Source organism: Burkholderia sp. SRS-25, assembly GCF_004343765.1.
GTDB lineage: Bacteria > Pseudomonadota > Gammaproteobacteria > Burkholderiales > Burkholderiaceae > Burkholderia > Burkholderia contaminans.
The window spans coordinates 97,981-113,441 of record NZ_PTXM01000013.1; the positions used below are offsets into that span (position 1 = coordinate 97,981).

Consider the following 15,461-nt stretch of genomic DNA (forward strand, 5'->3'; position numbering starts at 1 on the left):
TCGGATGCCGGATGGCGACTCGGCGTCCCGCATGCGTCACGACAGGCTGTCGAGCAGCCGATACCAGGCCACGCCCGCCGCGATATAGAAACGCTGCAGCCCGTGAAACGGAATGGGCCGGATCGGCGTGCGCCGCAACGGCAGCGGCAGTTGCGCATCGCCCGACAGGTGCGCGGCCAGATGCTTGCCGAGCGTCGTCGCCATCGCGATGCCGCGCCCGTTGTAGCCGAGCGCGATCGTCACGCCCGGCGCGGGTTCGTGCACGTGCGGCATGAAATCCGCGGTGATCGCGACGCGCCCCGCCCAGCGATACTCGAAGCGGACACCCTTCAGTTGCGGGTACAGCAGCGTCGTCGCGCGCTCGAGATGGCGCCAGTCGCTCGTCGCACGCGGCTCCGCAAACGGGCCGCGGCCGCCCATCAGCAGGCGTCCCGCGGCATCGCGCCGGAAGTACAGCAGCAGGCGCCGTGCATCCGATGCGACCTCGCCGCCGGCGAGGATGTCGCGACCGAGTTCCGGCGCGAGCGGTTGCGTCGCGACGATGAAGCTGTTCGCGGCGATCACCGACTGGCGCAAGCCGGGCCACAGCCCGTCCGTGTACCCGTTGGTCGCGATCACGACGCGGTCCGCCGATACCGTCGCGCCGCCGGCCGTCGCGACCTGCCAGCGGCCGTCGGCACGCGTCAGCCCGACGGCGCGCGTCAGGCCGTGCACGACCGCCCCGCTCGCCTGCGCCGCGCGCGCGAGGCCGCGCGTATAGCTGAGCGGCTGCACGCTGCCGGCGCGGCGATCGATCCAGCCGCCCGCATACGCATGCGTGCCGAGCCGGCGCGCGACGTCGTCGCGACCGAGCAGTTCGACCGGTGCCCCGCGCGAGGCCCACTGCTGCGCACGCCGGGCGACCGTGTCGAGCATCGCGGCAGTCGGCGCCGGCTGGATCCAGCCGTGGCGTCGCGCATCGCAGTCGATCGCGTACCGCGCGATCAGGTCGAATACCGTGTCGGCGGCACCGCCGACCACGGCGGCAAGCTGCTCGCCGGCTTCGTCGCCGAACCGGCGGACCAGTTCGTCGGGGTCGTATTTCAGGCCGGGGATCACCTGGCCGCCGTTGCGGCCGGACGCGCCCCAGCCCGGCTGCGCGCCGTCGATCACGCGCACGTTCACGCCGCGCTCGGCCAGGTGAAGCGCGGTCGACAGGCCCGTGAAGCCGGCGCCGACGATCGCCACGTCGCACGACGCGGACGCGTCGAGCGCCGGAGTATCGGGCGCCGGCGCGGCGGTCGCCGCCCACAGCGAGTCCGGCCACCGGGAGTCGGGCCATCCGGGTGCCGCGTTGCTTGCACTCATGTTCGATCCGGGGTGGCGGCGTCGTCCGACGCCAGCAGTCGACGCAGGAATTCCTGCGTGCGGGGATGTTTCGGCTGCGTGAGCACGTCGCGTGCGGATCCGCTTTCGCAGATGGTGCCGTCGTGCAGGAAACACACGCGGTCGGCCACCTCGCGAGCGAATGCCATTTCGTGCGTGACGACGACCATGGTCATGCCGTCGCGCGCGAGTCCGCGCATCACGCCGAGCACTTCGCCGACGAGTTCGGGATCGAGCGCCGACGTCGGTTCGTCGAACAGGATCGCCTGCGGCTCCATCGCCAGCGCGCGTGCGATCGCGACGCGCTGCTGCTGCCCGCCCGACAGCTCGGACGGATACGCATTCATCCGGTGCGCGAGGCCGACCTTGTCGAGCAGCGCACGGGCCTGCTCGCGCGCTCGCGCGGCCGGCGTGCGGCGCACGTGGACCGGCCCTTCCATCACGTTCTCGAGCGCCGTGCGATGCGAGAACAGGTTGAAGCGCTGGAACACCATGCCGACCCGCATCCGCAGCTCGTGGATCCGTTTCGAATGCGCGTCGACCTTCACGCCGTCGATCGTGATCGCCCCTTCGTCATAAGTCTCGAAGCCGTTGATACAGCGCAGCACGGTCGATTTGCCCGAGCCGGACGGCCCGATCAGGCACACGACCTCACCCTGCTGCACGTCGAGGCTGACGCCCTTCAGCACGGCGTGTTGCTGAAAGCGCTTGTGTATCGCATCGATCCGGATCATGCGCTTCTCCTCAGCGAGAGTCGCTTGCCGAGCCGGTTCACGCCGAACATCAGCGGCAGGCCGAGCGCGAGATACAGCAACGCGACGAGCGTATAGACGCTCATGTTCTGGAACGTCGACGACGCGATCAACTGGCCGGCGCGCGTGATCTCCGCGACCGTGATCGTCGACGCGACCGATGAATCCTTCAGCAGCATCACCAGTGTGTTGCCGTACGGCGGCAGCGCGATGCGGAACGCCTGCGGCAGCACCACGCGCCGCATGATCATCGGCCCGCGCATGCCGATCGCGTGCGCGGCTTCGATCTGCCCGCGGTCGATCGCCTCGATGCCGGCGCGGAAGTTTTCCGCCTGGTATGCCGAATACGCGATGCCGAGACCGAGCACGCCGGCCTGGAACGCCGACAGCTGGATGCCGAGATCGGGCAACACGAAGTACATGTAGAACAGCTGCACGATGATCGGCAGGCCGCGAATCACGTTGACGACCGTGCTCCCGACCGTCGACACGGCACGGTTGGGCGACACCTTCAGCAACGCGAGGATCAGCCCGAGCACCGAGCTGAGCACGAACGCGCATGCCGTGATCTCGATCGTGACCACCGCCCCCTTCAGCAGGATCGGCAGGAAATCGATCGCGTTCTGAAAAAACATGAGGTCTCCTATGCGACGGCCCGGCGGCACGTCGCAGTGGGTGCCCGCGATGCGCGGGCGATACCGCTCGGGAATTCCGGGCGCGCGCTCAGCTCATGTGCCACTTCTGCAGGATCTGCTGCAGCGTGCCGTCGCCCTTCATTTTCCGGATCGCGCCGTTGAGCTGCTCGAGCGTCGCCGTGTCGCCCTTGCGCACGATGAAGCAGACCTGCCCCTTCACGACGCTCTGGTATTCGGGCACGAGCCGCACCTGGCGGCTGACGCCGTGTTCGATCTGGTACGCGACGATCGGCTGGTCGGCGAAGCCGGCCTTGATGCGGCCGAGCGCGACGTCGCGCATGATGTCGGCGATCGAATCGTAGGTCCGGACTTCCTTGAAGATGCCCTTCTTGTTGAGCGCGTCGACGAACGCCGTACCGACCTGCGCGCCGACCACCTGCCCCTTGAAATCGTCCATCGACGTATAGCGGCCCGGGTCGTCCGCCTTCACGATCAGGCCTTCGCCGAACGTATAGACCGTGTCGGAGAAGTCGACGACCTGCTGGCGCGCCGGCGTTTTCAGCATCGCGGCCGAGATGATGTCGATCTTCTGCGTGGTGAGCGACGGGATCAGCGCCGAGAACACGGTCTGCTGCACGTCGACGCGAAACCCGGCCGACTTCCCGGCCGCGGTGATCGCATCGACCATCATCCCCTGGATCGAATTGCTCTTGACGTCGAGAAACGTGAACGGCACCCCGGTGGCCGTCGCGCCGACCTTCAGCGTGGGCTCGGCCGCGACGGCGCCGGCCGATGCGGTGGAGAAAGCGATGCAGGTGGCGAAACCGGCGGCCAGTGCGCCGAACCGCTTGATGAACGAAACCATGGTGTCTCCTTCTCGGGTACTTCGGTGCGCCGGCCGGTCGCGGATCGACACTGCGACGATGACCCGATCTTAAAACGAATCAAAAATATCGCCAAAAGATTTATGCGTATCGATATGCGATACGATATGATGCGATATCGAATCGATTCAGCCCCTTGCCCATGGAAACGTCGCCCGACCAGTCAAACGACCTGCTGTTCAACCAGTCGCTGGAGAAAGGGCTGAACGTATTGAGCGCGTTCAGCGCGAAGCGGCGCACGATGACGCTGGCGGAAGTGGCCGATGCGGCCGGCATGACGAAAAGCTCGGCGCAGCGGATGGTCTATACGCTCGAGAAGCTCGGCTACATCCGCAAGCATCCGGTTACGCGGCGCTACCAGCTCACGCCGCACGTGATGCGGATCGGCTTCAACTATCTCGCGGCCGATACGCTGATCGACGTCGCGAATCCGTTCCTGTCCGAACTCACGAACCTGACCGGCGAAACCACCAACCTCACCGAGCCGGACGAGGATGAAATGGTGTACGTCGCGCGTTTCGTGTCGACGAAGTTCGTGCCGATCCACATGCCGATCGGCAGCCGCATCCCGATGTACTGCACCGGCTCCGGCCGCGCGTTCCTGAGCGCGTTGCCGCCGGAAGAAGCGCGTGTGCGGCTCGACGGCATGGCGCGCACGCCGCATACGCCGCGCACGGTCACGGCGCTCGACGAACTCGTCGCGCTGCTCGACAGCGCGCGGCTCGAAGGCTACGCCACGAACCAGGAGGAACTGTTCATCGGCGACATGTCGATTGCAGCGCCCGTGCTCGGCAGCCAGGGGCAGCCAGTGGCCGCCGTGCACGTGGTGGCGCCGACGAGCCGCTGGACGCTCGACGACGCGCGCCGCAAGCTCGCGCCGGCCGTGATCGACTGCGCGCGCGGGATCAGCAATTCGATCCGGACGCTCGAGTAGCGTCGGCGAAATGGCACACCGCGCGCCGTTGCATGGCGCAACGGCGTTCGATCGCTACTGCGGCTTTGGCGAATGCTCGGTTCGATAGGTGCTGTTCGGGCGCAATACAAGCTTCTTCGCTGCGGCGTCCAGTTCCTTGCCGTGATACAGATCGATGCATTTCAGGAAGTCGAACTTCACGTCCCTGACTTCCGATTCAACCACCGGATTCCGATAATCGCGGGCCAGATACTTCGAGACCAGCGCCTGAATGACGTCCGGCGCACGCTCCATGTCGTAGTAGGTCCAGTCGCGCAACGCGCTGGTGCTGCTGCCGATGTCCTTGCTCACGCCAGGCTCGCGCTTGTAAGCGGTAGCCAGGCAGTTGGCGAGCACCATGTCCTTGAAATTCTGGATGTAAGTCCGTGAACCGGCCTCCGGCGACGCTTGTGCGACGTCCTTCGCCACGGCTATCGCCGGTTGAAACACGAAGCAGGCCAACGCGGCAGCGACCCAGGCTTCCCTCATGACAGACTCCAGAAATTTGCGCGATCGGTACGATACCGCGCACCCGGCTCGTTGAAGTAGCAATGGTCGTAACACGTGCGCCCGTTGAATAGTGTGGCGTGGCCCTGTGCGTCGCTCCATCCCGACACCTCGAACAGGATGACACCCTGTCGCCCTGCGAGCGACCCGCCATTTGATGGTGGATATTCGACGCGCTCGGCTTTCCCCCACCGTTGTTCGAGCAAACGAATCAAATCCCTGACACGAAAAAAGTATTGCCGATCGTCTCCGCCCGATACCGTTTGCCCGGGGATTCGCGGCATCACCATCCCTGCTTCGCCTAGGATATAACCCAACTTCCCGGACACCGATTCCTTTCTACTCCCCCGCGTTTTCCCCGATCCCGTTCGACTTGACTCGATGCCTTCGATCGTCAACACTTCGCACATCGCAAGTGTGATCACACATCACAGATCAAACCCCGGAGAACCCGTCTTGGCGCCTCGCATCGTCCCGCCCGCACTGAAAGCCGTTGAACAGGAAACGATGGCCGACAAGGTCTACCAGCAACTGCGCGAAGCGTTGATGAGCGGCCGTTTCGCGCCCGGCCAGGCGTTGAGCCTGCGCAGCGTTGCCGAGGCGGTCGGCTCGTCGACGATGCCCGTGCGCGCCGCACTCACCCGACTGCACGCGGAGCGCGCGCTGGTCGATGGCCCGAATCGCGCGCTCGTCGTGCCGCCGATGACGCTCGACATGCTCGACGAATTGCGCGACGTGCGCATCGCCCTCGAGGGCTGCATCGCCGAACGCGCGTGCGGACGCATGAGCGACGCGCAGATCGCGGCCGTGCGCAAGATCTGCGAGACGATGCAGGCGCACGTCGAGGCAGGCCGCTCGCGCGCTTACCTGCAAAGCAATTTCGCGTTCCACAGCGCGATCTACGCGCACGGCGCAAGCGAAAGCACGCTCGCGATCGTCGAGAACCTGTGGATGCGCGTCGGTCCCTTCCTCAACATGGTCGCGCTCGATATCCCGCACATGCGGCGCTCGATGGATGCGCACCGCGCCATCGTCGATGCGCTCGAACGGCGCGACGGCGCAGGCGTGCGGGCAGGCATCGCGCTCGACATCGGCGGCGCGGCACACGATCTCGCCGAGACGCTGCGGGCGGAACAGGCCCCGCGGACCGTGAACGCGAAGCCGTAGCGGCCGCCTGCCGCGGGCGCCCGTCGCGAGCGTCCGCGATCCGACTACATCAACGATGGAGACAACCCGGCATGACAGCTTCCGACCTGCTGAAACCCTATGACGGCCTGCGCGTCCTCGTGACGGGCGGCGCATCGGGCATCGGTCTTGAAATCGCGGACGCGTTCGCCGAATGCGGCGCGCACGTGCATGTATGCGACGCGTCGCAAGCCGCGATTTCAGCGCTCGCCGACCGGCCGCCGCGCGCCGGAGCCGGCGCGCTCAGTGCGACGCTGGCCGACGTATCCGATCCGGCCGCCGTCGAACGCGTGTTCGCCGACGTATCGGCCACGCTCGGCGGCCTCGACGTGCTCGTCAACAACGCCGGCATCGCCGGTCCGACCGGCGGCATCGACGAAATCGACCCCGTGCAGTGGGAACAAACGGTCGCGATCAACCTGACCGCGCAATTCCAGTTCGCACGCCACGCGGTGCCGCTGCTGCGCGACGCGAAACACGGCGGCGCGATCATCGCGCTGTCGTCGGTCGCAGGCCGGCTCGGTTACGCGTTCCGCACACCGTATGCGGCCACCAAATGGGCCGTGGTCGGTCTCGTGAAGAGCCTCGCGATCGAACTCGGGCCGCTCGGCATTCGCGTGAACGCCATTCAACCCGGCATCGTGCGCGGCCCGCGGATGCGCCGCGTGATCCAGGCGCGTGCACAGCAGCTCGGCATCGGTTACGACGAGATGGAGACGCGCTACCTCGAGAAGATTTCGCTGCGACGCATGACCGATCCGGCCGAGATCGCCGCGACCGCGCTGTTCCTGTGCTCGCCGGGCGGGCACGGAATCACCGGGCAGGCCATCTCCGTCTGCGGCAACGTCGAAGTGCTCTGACGCACCCTGCATCGTTCACCGAAAGGAATCCATCCGTGGCCAACGCTCGCAAAGTCATCATCACCTGTGCGCCGACCGGCGCGATCCATACGCCGTCGATGTCGCCGTACCTGCCTGTCACGCCGCACGAGATCGAAACGGCCGCCATCGCGGCCGCCGAGGCCGGCGCGGCGATCCTGCACCTCCACGCACGCAATCCGTCCGACGGCAAGCCGACCCAGGATCCGGCCGTGTTCGCCGAATTCCTGCCGCGCATCAAGGCGCAAACCGATGCGGTGATCAACCTCACGTCGGGCGGCAGCCCGCACATGACGGTCGACGAACGCCTCCAGCCCGCGCTGCATTTCCAGCCCGAAGTCGCATCGCTGAACATGGGCTCGATGAACTTCGGGCTGTACCCGATGCTCGAGCGTTTTCGCGAGCTGAAGCATCCGTGGGAACGCGAACATCTCGAGAAGAGCCGCGACCTCGTGTTCAAGAACACGTTCGCCGACATCGAAACGATTCTCACGCGCTGCGGGGCGAACGGCACGCGCTTCGAATTCGAGTGCTACGACATCTCGCACCTGTACAACCTTGCGCATTTTGTCGACCGCGGGCTCGCGAAGCCGCCGTTCTTCGTGCAGAGCGTGTTCGGCCTGCTCGGCGGGATCGGTGCCCACCCGGAAGACCTGATGCACATGCGCCGCACGGCCGACCGCCTGTTCGGCAGCGATTACGTGTGGTCGATCCTCGGCGCCGGCCGCAACCAGATTCCTCTCGCGACGATCGGTGCGGCGCAAGGCGCGAACGTGCGCGTCGGGCTCGAGGATTCGCTGTGGATCGCGCCGGGCAAGCTCGCGGAATCGAGCGCCGCGCAGGTCCTGAAAATGCGGCAGGTGCTCGAAGGCCTGTCGCTCGAGATCGCGACACCGGCCGAGGCGCGCGCGATGCTCGCACTCAAGGGCGGCGACGCGGTGAATTTCTGATCGCCGGGTAGCCCCCCAACACCAGAATCCGCAAGCGCAGTGACAAGGCGCCGGCCCGAGCCGGCCGGCGCCAGGACGCCCATCATCGCCCCGCTCCGTTCGAGCGCTGCCGGCGCGGCTCCGTCGTCTGCCCATCCGCTGCGTGCATCGCAGCGGCATCTGCCGAACGCGGCGCACCGTGCTTGCCGTGCGCGCCGGTTCGCCCTTACCGGAGTCGTCCGCATGTCCACTCATCACGCCCAGGCCCTGTCTTCCGCCGCCGGCGACGCGAGCGCGTCGCTGAACCGGCTGCTGTTCCGCAAACTCCTGCCGCTGCTGATCGCCGCGTATGTGATCAGCTTCCTCGACCGCACCAACATCGCGTTCGCCAAACATTCGATGGGGGTCGATCTCGGCATTTCATCGGCCGCGTACGGACTCGGCGCGGGGCTGTTCTTCCTGACCTATGCGCTCTTCGAAATTCCGAGCAACCTGATCATGCATCGCGTCGGCGCGCGCTTCTGGATCACGCGGATCATGATCACGTGGGGGGCACTGTCGGTCGCCATGGCGTTCGTCCGCGGCGAGACGTCGTTCTACGTGATGCGCCTGCTGCTCGGGGCCGCCGAAGCCGGCCTGTTTCCCGGCGTGATGCTGTACCTGACGTACTGGTTCGGCCGCGAGGAGCGTGCGCGTGCAACCGGCTATTTCCTGCTTGGCGTGTGCATCGCGAACATCGTCGGCGGCCCGCTGGCCGGCGCGCTGATCGAGCTCGACGGCACGCTCGGCTTCCACGGCTGGCAATGGCTGTTCGTCGTCGAAGGCATTCCGGCGATCCTGCTCGCATTCGTCGTGTGGACACGGCTGCCGGATCGTCCGAGCACCGCACCGTGGCTCGCCCCGGAAACCGGGCGTGCACTCGAACGCACGCTGGCCGCCGAGCAGGATGCGGGGGCCGGCGCGCACGGCGGCCATGCATTCGGCACCGCGCTGCGCGATCCGCAGATCTGGCTCGCGATCTTCGTGTACTTCTGCCACCAGTTGACCATCTACACGGTGATTTTCTTCCTGCCGGGCATCATCGGCGCATCGGGACGCTTCTCGCCGTTCGCGGTCGGGTTGTTGACCGCGCTGCCCTGGCTTGCCGCCGCGTGCGGCGCCGCCACACTGCCGCGCTTTGCGCGCGAGTCGCGGCATTCGCGCCGGATGCTGTGTGCGGGGCTGGTCGTGATGGCGGCCGGGATGGTCGGCGCCGCGCATGCGTCGCCTGCCGCGGGGCTCCTGTGCGTGTGCGTGGCCGCATTCATGTTCTTCGTCGTTCAGTCGATCGTCTTCACGTTTCCCGCGTCGCGGCTCGCCGGTAACGCACTGGCAGGCGGACTCGGGCTGGTGAATACGTGCGGGTTGCTCGGCGGGTTCGTCGGGCCGACCGTCGTCGGTGCAATCGAACAGGCGACCGGCAACGCGAAGAACGGGCTGACGCTACTGGCGACCGCGCTCGTCATCGCGGCGTTCGCCAGCCTCGCGTTGCGGCACGGACACGAGCGGCCGGACGCACGGTCGCTCGGCTGACGGCAGGCCGGATTCGGGATCGCGAGAGGCGGACGCATAGGCAGCCCGCCTCTCGCGTCGCCCCGTCAGAACAGATACATCCCCGCGACGAACACGACGCCCGAGAACAGCAGCGTCGTCACGCAATAGCCCATGATGTCGCGCACGCCGAGCCCGGCGATCGCCAGCGCGGGCAGCGCCCAGAACGGCTGCGCCATGTTGGTCCAGGCCTCGCCGTACGCGATCGCCATCGCGGCCTTGCCGAGATCGGCGCCGAGCGCCTGGGCCGCCGGCATCACGAACGGGCCCTGCACGACCCAGTGGCCGCCGCCGGACGGCACCGCGAAATTGATCACGGCCGAGCTCAGGAACGCGAGCAGCGGGAACGTGTGCACGTTCGCGATATCGACGAACCACTTCGTGATCACGCCCGCGAGCCCCGAGTGATCCATCAGCGCCTGGATGCCCGCGTAGAACGGGAACTGGATCATGATCCCCGACGCGCCGCGCGCCGCGCCGGCCACCGCGCGCGCATAGGCCATCGGCGTACGGTGCAGCAGAATGCCGGCCGCGAGGAACGCGAGGTTCACGGTATCGATGTCGAGCGCGAAGCCCTTCTGCACGAACTTCAGCACGAGGAACGCCGCGCACAGCGCCGCGACGAGGACCGACAGCAAGCGGCTTTCCTCCAGCCGTTCCGCGAACGTCGCATCGGGCCCGAGCTGGCGCTCGACGCTCGGCGGTTCGGCCAGCAGCGCCGGATCGACACTGACGACGTCACCCGGCTTCGGCATCATCATGCGCGCGAGGAACGGCAACATCACGATCAGGCCGATCGTGATGAACGCGTTGTAGCCGGTGAAGATCGTCTCCGACACGGGAATCAGCCCGATGGTTTTCTCCATCGGATTGCCCTTCGTGGCCGCGACGAGCGGGACCGATCCCGACAAGCCGCCGTGCCAGCTCAGGAAGCCCATGTAGGCGGACGCAACGAGCAGCCGGTAATCGCTGCCGGCGACACGGCGCGCCACTTCGCGCGCGAGCATCGCGCCGAGCACGAGGCCGAAGCCCCAGTTGATCGCGCACGCGAGCGCGCCGACGAACGCGACGAGCATCACGCCCTGCCCGGGCGTGCGCGCGGTGCTCGCAAGCGCCACGAGCATGCGCTTCACGGGCGGCGAACTCGCGAGTGCGTGACCGGTGACGAGGATCATCACCATCTGCATCGAGAACGCGAGCAGGTTCCAGAAACCCGAACCCCACATCGTCGTGAGTTGCACGGGCGTGTTCGGCGTGAGGCCGAACGCGAGCGCGAACGTGACGATCGTCAGCAGGATCGCGAAAATCAACGGGTCGGGCAACACGCGGTGGACCACCTGCGTGAAGAATTGGGAAATGCGCTGAATCAACTTGAGCTCCTCGTTTCCTGATAGGGACGTCCGCGCGTGTCGTTGTTGGTTGAGGCGCGGAAACGCGCGGATTCTTGCACAGAACCGCGCAGTCTGCCTTGATGCCTTCGGCGGTCATTGCGCCGGTCAATTTCAGGTTCTCGAATCCGTCACCGGGGCGTCACGGAATTCGGGCGTCGGAACACCCATCTGTGAAGCACCGCCGACCGCCGGCGCAAACCGGAATGGATGGCGGAAAGTGCAAACGCAAAAACGCCCGCCTGGATATGAATCTGGCGGGCGTTCTGCGTTTTACGAGGCGATCCGGCGTGGTTCGCATGAACAGGTGTCAGGCCAGCAGCCTGCGACCTTCAGAAGATTACGATTCCCAGCGCCCGCGCTCCATCGCCTCTTTCAGCATTCCGAGTGTCAGCGACCTGCCGCCCAACTTCTCCCGCGCATCAAGGCTAAACGGCGATTTGACGACCGCAGCGAGAAACGAACCCATGCCGAGCTTCGCGGACGGGTAGTAATAGTGAATGTCGAACGCGGACAGGTCGACACCGAACGCTCCCCCCCATCGCTTGATAAGCGTGTCGATAGCGTCCGGCTCCATGTCGAGATCGTGATAGAGATCCGTGTCCCGACTCAGTTCGATTCGATGGACCGGAAGCCCGCCGATATCGCTCGTGATAAATGCTTCGAGACGCTTCCATGTGTCAGCCATACAGACGATCCTCGGGCTTCACCATGCCGTTGTAGGTCTTGACCGTGTAATAAGTGATCAGCGATACATCCGTTGCCAGCATTACCCACCCGACGCCGGGAATCGCGCGCCCGACGAACGCGCCGATATTCCGCGTGAATTTGATGCGCAACATGATAAGGCTAGTGAACGAGGTGACGGTAGGCAATATCCGGTGCTTTAGCTCGTACGGCAACATACGACGCGAAACGACAGACGCGATGGAGGTGTCCTTGACCGCGTTCGCGAACTTGCCGCGCGTGGGGATGAAACGCTGCCCCAGCAATACCATCGCAATGCCAACCGCATCATCTACACCCAACGCCTTGCCGGTTTCTTCGATAAAGATCAGCAAGAGCAATTCTTCACGGCGCAGGCCCTCATGAATGCCGTACTTGTACGAAGTTGCCATTTTCTCTCTGACAGCTTGAGTTTGAGCGAACTGGCAAAGCTATCGTGAATAACGCAGGGAGGACAACGCGCCCGCCGGGTCGGCGACCGCTGCAGAACCGTGTCGGGATGCAATAGATCGATCACGCGTGGTTCGTTTCAGCGATGTTCGGCTTGCACCTCCGATCGTTACGGCTTCGTCGTCCAGCACGCGCATCGCGGCAACGGTATTCACCAGAACGGATGCAAGCCGTTAATTTCTCTGGTGGCTCGCCGGTTTCTGATGCCGGTGCGTTTCCTGCTTCCTGACAGCTCATGCGCGTCAGTGCGTAGCCGCTGCGTGTTCGCGCACCGTCGCAACCGCACTTTCCCGCCGCTCCGCCAGCCGCTGCGCGAACCGGTACGCGACGAGCGAGCCGGCCACCGCAAGCAGCATCGGCACGAGGCTGTCGTGATCCGCGCGCGTGAATTCGAGCAGCAGCACGACCGCCGTGATCGGCATCTGCATCGACGCGGCGAGAAACGCGGTCGCACCGATCAGTGCGCATCCGCCGATCGACGCGCCCGGCCACACGAGGCTCCACAGGCCGCCGAGCACGACGCCGAGCAGCGCGCCGTTCGCGAGGCCCGGCGTCAGCAGGCCGCCTTCCGCACCCGCCCGCAGGCTGCCGGCCTCGATCAGCACCTTCAGCACGAGCAGCGCCGCGGCGAGACCGATCGTCAGCGTGCCGTCGAAGCCCAGCGATGCCGGGCCCTTGCCGTTGCCGAGCAATTGCGGAAACCGCATCGCGAGCACGCCGATCACCGCGAAGTTGACCAGCGCGAGCACCGGCAGCCGCCAGTCTTTCGGTGCGTTCGCGCGGGCTTGGGTCGTGAGCCGCACGAAGCCGTACGCGGCAAGACCGAACAGCGGCCCGCAGACGATCGACCACATCACCAGCGGCGTGCTGAGCACGAACGGCGGCACCGTGTACTGGTGTTCGTTGCCGAGGCCGATCCACGCAACGGCCGCCGCGATCGCCGACGTCGCGACCGCGATGACGAGCGCACGCAGTTCGAACGTGCCGAGCAGCACTTCGAGCACGAAGATCGCGCCGCCGAGCGGCACGTTGTAGACGGCCGCGAGGCCCGCGCCCGCACCGCACGCGACCATCAGCCGGCAGTCGTCGGGCGTGAGCCCCGCCGCATGCGCCAGCCGCCCGGCAAGCAGCGAACCGATCTCGCGCGGCGCGACTTCGCGGCCGAGCGGCGAGCCGAGCGCGACGGTGACGATCTGCAGCAGCGCGTGAACCGTCGTGCTGACGGCCGGCATCCGCGGGTCGGCCGCGCGCACCGCGCGGCGGATGCTGACGAGCGGCCGGCCATACCGGTACAACGCCCACCAGCCGCCGCCGGCGACGATCCCGCAGGCGACCAGCACCGCGAGCCGGCGCAGCGGATCGGCGCCGGTCACGCCGGTCAGGAAGCTCTCGGTGCCGATCACGTGCGCGACGCTGTAGCTGTACGCGACGTGCTGGATCGCATGCAACAGCAGCGCGAGCAGCATGCCGCCGAGGCCCGCGCCGACGCCGGTCAGGATCGTGACGACGGCCACGCGCGCGAACGGGCTGGCGGCCGGCGAGGAGGATGCGGGAGCGGACGGGAGATCGGGGCGCATGGGGTCGGCGATTGGAATCGAAAAAACGGCGCGCAACACGCACGCCGCCGTCAGGACCGCATCGTAGGCCGGCGCCCATCATGAGACAAACGTATTTTTCGAATCGACTGATGCATTTCGTGAATACATGACGCCGGACGGGCCGGGATCGCCCGCCGCCTGCGTCACGTCCGCGTCAATCCGGATACGTGACGCGCTCCGGTTCGCGCCGCAGGATCACTTTCCCGTGACGGATCGACAGCGTCGCCTTGGCCTGCCGGCGCACTGCTTCGTAGTCGCTGTCCGCGTCGAGCACGACGAGATTCGCCGGACGCCCGACCGCGATGCCGTAGTTGTCGCCGAGATGCATCGTCGTCGCGCTGTGGTCGGTCACGAAGTCGAGGCAGCGCTGCAGGTCCTGGTAGCCCATCATGTGGCAGATATGGAGGCCCGCATCGAGCACGCGCAGGATGTTGCCGTTGCCGAGCGGATACCACGGGTCCTTGATCGAATCCTGCCCGAAGCACACGTTGATGCCCGCGCGGTTGAGCTCCGCGACGCGCGTGACGCCGCGCCGCTTCGGAAACGTGTCGAAGCGCCCTTGCAGGTGGATGCTCTCGGTCGGGCACGAGATGAAGTTCAGGCCTGCGCGCTTCAGCAAGCGGAACAGCTTCGAGCAGTACGCATTGTCGTACGAGCCCATCGCGGTCGTGTGGCTCGCCGTCACGCGCGCCCCCATCCCGCGCACGCGCGTCTCTTCCGCGAGCACTTCGAGGAAGCGCGAATGCGGATCGTCGGTTTCGTCGCAATGCACGTCGACGAGGCAGCCGGTGCGCTCCGCGAGATCCATCAGGAAGCGGATCGAGCTGACACCCTGCTCGCGCGTGTTCTCGAAATGCGGAATCCCGCCGACGACGTCCGCGCCCAGGTCGATCGCCTGCTCCATCAGCGCGCGGCCGCCGTCGAACGATTCGATGCCTTCCTGCGGAAACGCGACGATCTGCAGGTCGATCAGCCCGCGTGCCTCGTCCTTCACTTCCAGCATCGCCTTCAGTGCGGCGAGCGTCGGATCCGTGACGTCGACGTGCGTACGCACGTGCTGGATCCCGTGATCGCGCAGCATGCCGATCGCCGCATGCGCGCGCGTCTTCGTGTCCTCGTGCGTGATCGTCGCCTTGCGTTCGGCCCAGCGCTCGATGCCCTCGAACAGCGTGCCGCTCATGTTCCACGCGGGCTCGCCGGCCGTCAGCACCGCGTCGAGGTGGATATGCGGCTCGACGAGCGGCGCAATCGCCAGGCGGCCGCCCGCGTCGAGGTCCGCTGTGCCCGTGGGCGCGACCGGTGCCGGCTGGGCGTCGACCCGCGCGATCGTGCCGCCGTCTATGCCGATCGTGAACAGGCCGTCGCGGCCGCGCAGGCGTACGTTGAACAGATTCATGTGAAGTCTCCCCGTGGCATCCATGAGAACAGCCGCGCGCATTGCGTCGGCGGCCGTGCGATCCAGTTGACGAGTATCGATGAAACGCGGCGATCGGTGATACGCACGCGTCTTCTCATGCGTGTGACACCCGTCGTCGGCGCGAACGCCTCATTCTCCGCGCGCCGGTCACGCCGATCAACCGCCGTGCCGCGCCCCGCGCACGTTGCAACGACGCGACAGCCGG

At 66.4% G+C, this 15,461-nt stretch carries 16 protein-coding genes; 5 read left to right on the forward strand and 11 right to left on the reverse strand.

Going from position 1 to position 15,461, the window contains the following annotated elements:
- Positions 1-36 precede the first annotated feature (36 nt).
- The 4 genes from C5O79_RS18650 to C5O79_RS18665 all read right to left on the reverse strand — a co-directional run bounded on the left by C5O79_RS18650 (position 37) and on the right by C5O79_RS18665 (position 3,617).
- The gene (locus C5O79_RS18650; RefSeq protein ID WP_122475749.1) at positions 37-1,347 is read right to left on the reverse strand and encodes an FAD-binding oxidoreductase; all 1,311 of its coding nucleotides are present in this window, start codon (positions 1,345-1,347) and stop codon (positions 37-39) included.
- On the reverse strand, positions 1,344-2,099 hold the full coding sequence (locus C5O79_RS18655; RefSeq protein ID WP_046547752.1) for an amino acid ABC transporter ATP-binding protein: 756 nt from the start codon (positions 2,097-2,099) through the stop codon (positions 1,344-1,346). Before C5O79_RS18655 ends, C5O79_RS18650 begins: the two co-directional genes overlap by 4 nt.
- On the reverse strand, positions 2,096-2,752 hold the full coding sequence (locus tag C5O79_RS18660) for an amino acid ABC transporter permease (RefSeq protein WP_046547751.1): 657 nt from the start codon (positions 2,750-2,752) through the stop codon (positions 2,096-2,098). The genes C5O79_RS18655 and C5O79_RS18660 overlap by 4 nt, the downstream gene beginning before the upstream one ends.
- 88 nt (positions 2,753-2,840) lie before the next feature.
- Positions 2,841-3,617, reverse strand: coding sequence for an ABC transporter substrate-binding protein (locus tag C5O79_RS18665; protein WP_047850028.1), 777 nt, complete (start codon positions 3,615-3,617; stop codon positions 2,841-2,843).
- A 161-nt stretch (positions 3,618-3,778) separates the two neighbouring features.
- On the opposite strand from C5O79_RS18665, the gene C5O79_RS18670 reads away from it, so the two are divergent.
- A complete protein-coding gene (locus C5O79_RS18670; RefSeq protein ID WP_122475747.1) occupies positions 3,779-4,570 on the forward strand; it encodes an IclR family transcriptional regulator in 792 nt (263 codons plus the stop codon).
- Positions 4,571-4,624: 54 nt separating this feature from the next.
- Here C5O79_RS18670 and C5O79_RS18675 read toward each other — a convergent pair whose 3' ends face one another.
- Both C5O79_RS18675 and C5O79_RS18680 read right to left on the reverse strand, forming a co-directional pair.
- Positions 4,625-5,077 carry a type VI secretion system amidase immunity protein Tai4 gene (locus tag C5O79_RS18675; RefSeq protein WP_047850030.1) on the reverse strand — a complete coding sequence of 151 codons (453 nt, stop codon included), beginning with the start codon at positions 5,075-5,077 and terminating at the stop codon, positions 4,625-4,627.
- On the reverse strand, positions 5,074-5,505 hold the full coding sequence (locus C5O79_RS18680; protein WP_082138653.1) for a type VI secretion system amidase effector protein Tae4: 432 nt from the start codon (positions 5,503-5,505) through the stop codon (positions 5,074-5,076). The genes C5O79_RS18675 and C5O79_RS18680 overlap by 4 nt, the downstream gene beginning before the upstream one ends.
- Before the next feature lie 46 nt (positions 5,506-5,551).
- On the opposite strand from C5O79_RS18680, the gene C5O79_RS18685 reads away from it, so the two are divergent.
- From C5O79_RS18685 to C5O79_RS18700, 4 genes are all read left to right on the forward strand, one after another.
- A complete protein-coding gene (locus tag C5O79_RS18685) occupies positions 5,552-6,262 on the forward strand; it encodes a GntR family transcriptional regulator (RefSeq protein WP_039367302.1) in 711 nt (236 codons plus the stop codon).
- 71 nt (positions 6,263-6,333) lie between these two features.
- Positions 6,334-7,140 (forward strand): SDR family oxidoreductase, encoded by an 807-nt coding sequence (locus tag C5O79_RS18690; protein WP_122475745.1) that lies wholly within the window; start codon positions 6,334-6,336, stop codon positions 7,138-7,140.
- A 35-nt stretch (positions 7,141-7,175) separates the two neighbouring features.
- Complete coding sequence (locus C5O79_RS18695; protein ID WP_122475743.1) at positions 7,176-8,108, forward strand: 3-keto-5-aminohexanoate cleavage protein; 933 nt, start codon at positions 7,176-7,178, stop codon at positions 8,106-8,108.
- Positions 8,109-8,330: 222 nt separating this feature from the next.
- Positions 8,331-9,659, forward strand: coding sequence for an MFS transporter (locus C5O79_RS18700; protein WP_122475741.1), 1,329 nt, complete (start codon positions 8,331-8,333; stop codon positions 9,657-9,659).
- Between the two features lie 65 nt (positions 9,660-9,724).
- On the opposite strand, the gene C5O79_RS18705 is transcribed toward C5O79_RS18700, so the two are convergent.
- The 5 genes from C5O79_RS18705 to codA form a co-directional block, all read right to left on the reverse strand.
- Complete coding sequence (locus tag C5O79_RS18705) at positions 9,725-11,047, reverse strand: TIGR00366 family protein (protein ID WP_046547743.1); 1,323 nt, start codon at positions 11,045-11,047, stop codon at positions 9,725-9,727.
- Between the two features lie 358 nt (positions 11,048-11,405).
- Positions 11,406-11,753, reverse strand: coding sequence for a DUF1493 family protein (locus C5O79_RS18710; RefSeq protein ID WP_053060228.1), 348 nt, complete (start codon positions 11,751-11,753; stop codon positions 11,406-11,408).
- The gene (locus C5O79_RS18715) at positions 11,746-12,183 is read right to left on the reverse strand and encodes an STM2901 family protein (protein ID WP_122475739.1); all 438 of its coding nucleotides are present in this window, start codon (positions 12,181-12,183) and stop codon (positions 11,746-11,748) included. The genes C5O79_RS18710 and C5O79_RS18715 overlap by 8 nt, the downstream gene beginning before the upstream one ends.
- Positions 12,184-12,483: 300 nt before the next feature.
- Complete coding sequence (locus C5O79_RS18720; RefSeq protein ID WP_046547741.1) at positions 12,484-13,818, reverse strand: chloride channel protein; 1,335 nt, start codon at positions 13,816-13,818, stop codon at positions 12,484-12,486.
- A gap of 175 nt (positions 13,819-13,993) precedes the next feature.
- The gene (gene codA, locus C5O79_RS18725) at positions 13,994-15,235 is read right to left on the reverse strand and encodes a cytosine deaminase (RefSeq protein ID WP_122475738.1); all 1,242 of its coding nucleotides are present in this window, start codon (positions 15,233-15,235) and stop codon (positions 13,994-13,996) included.
- Positions 15,236-15,461: the final 226 nt, after the last annotated feature.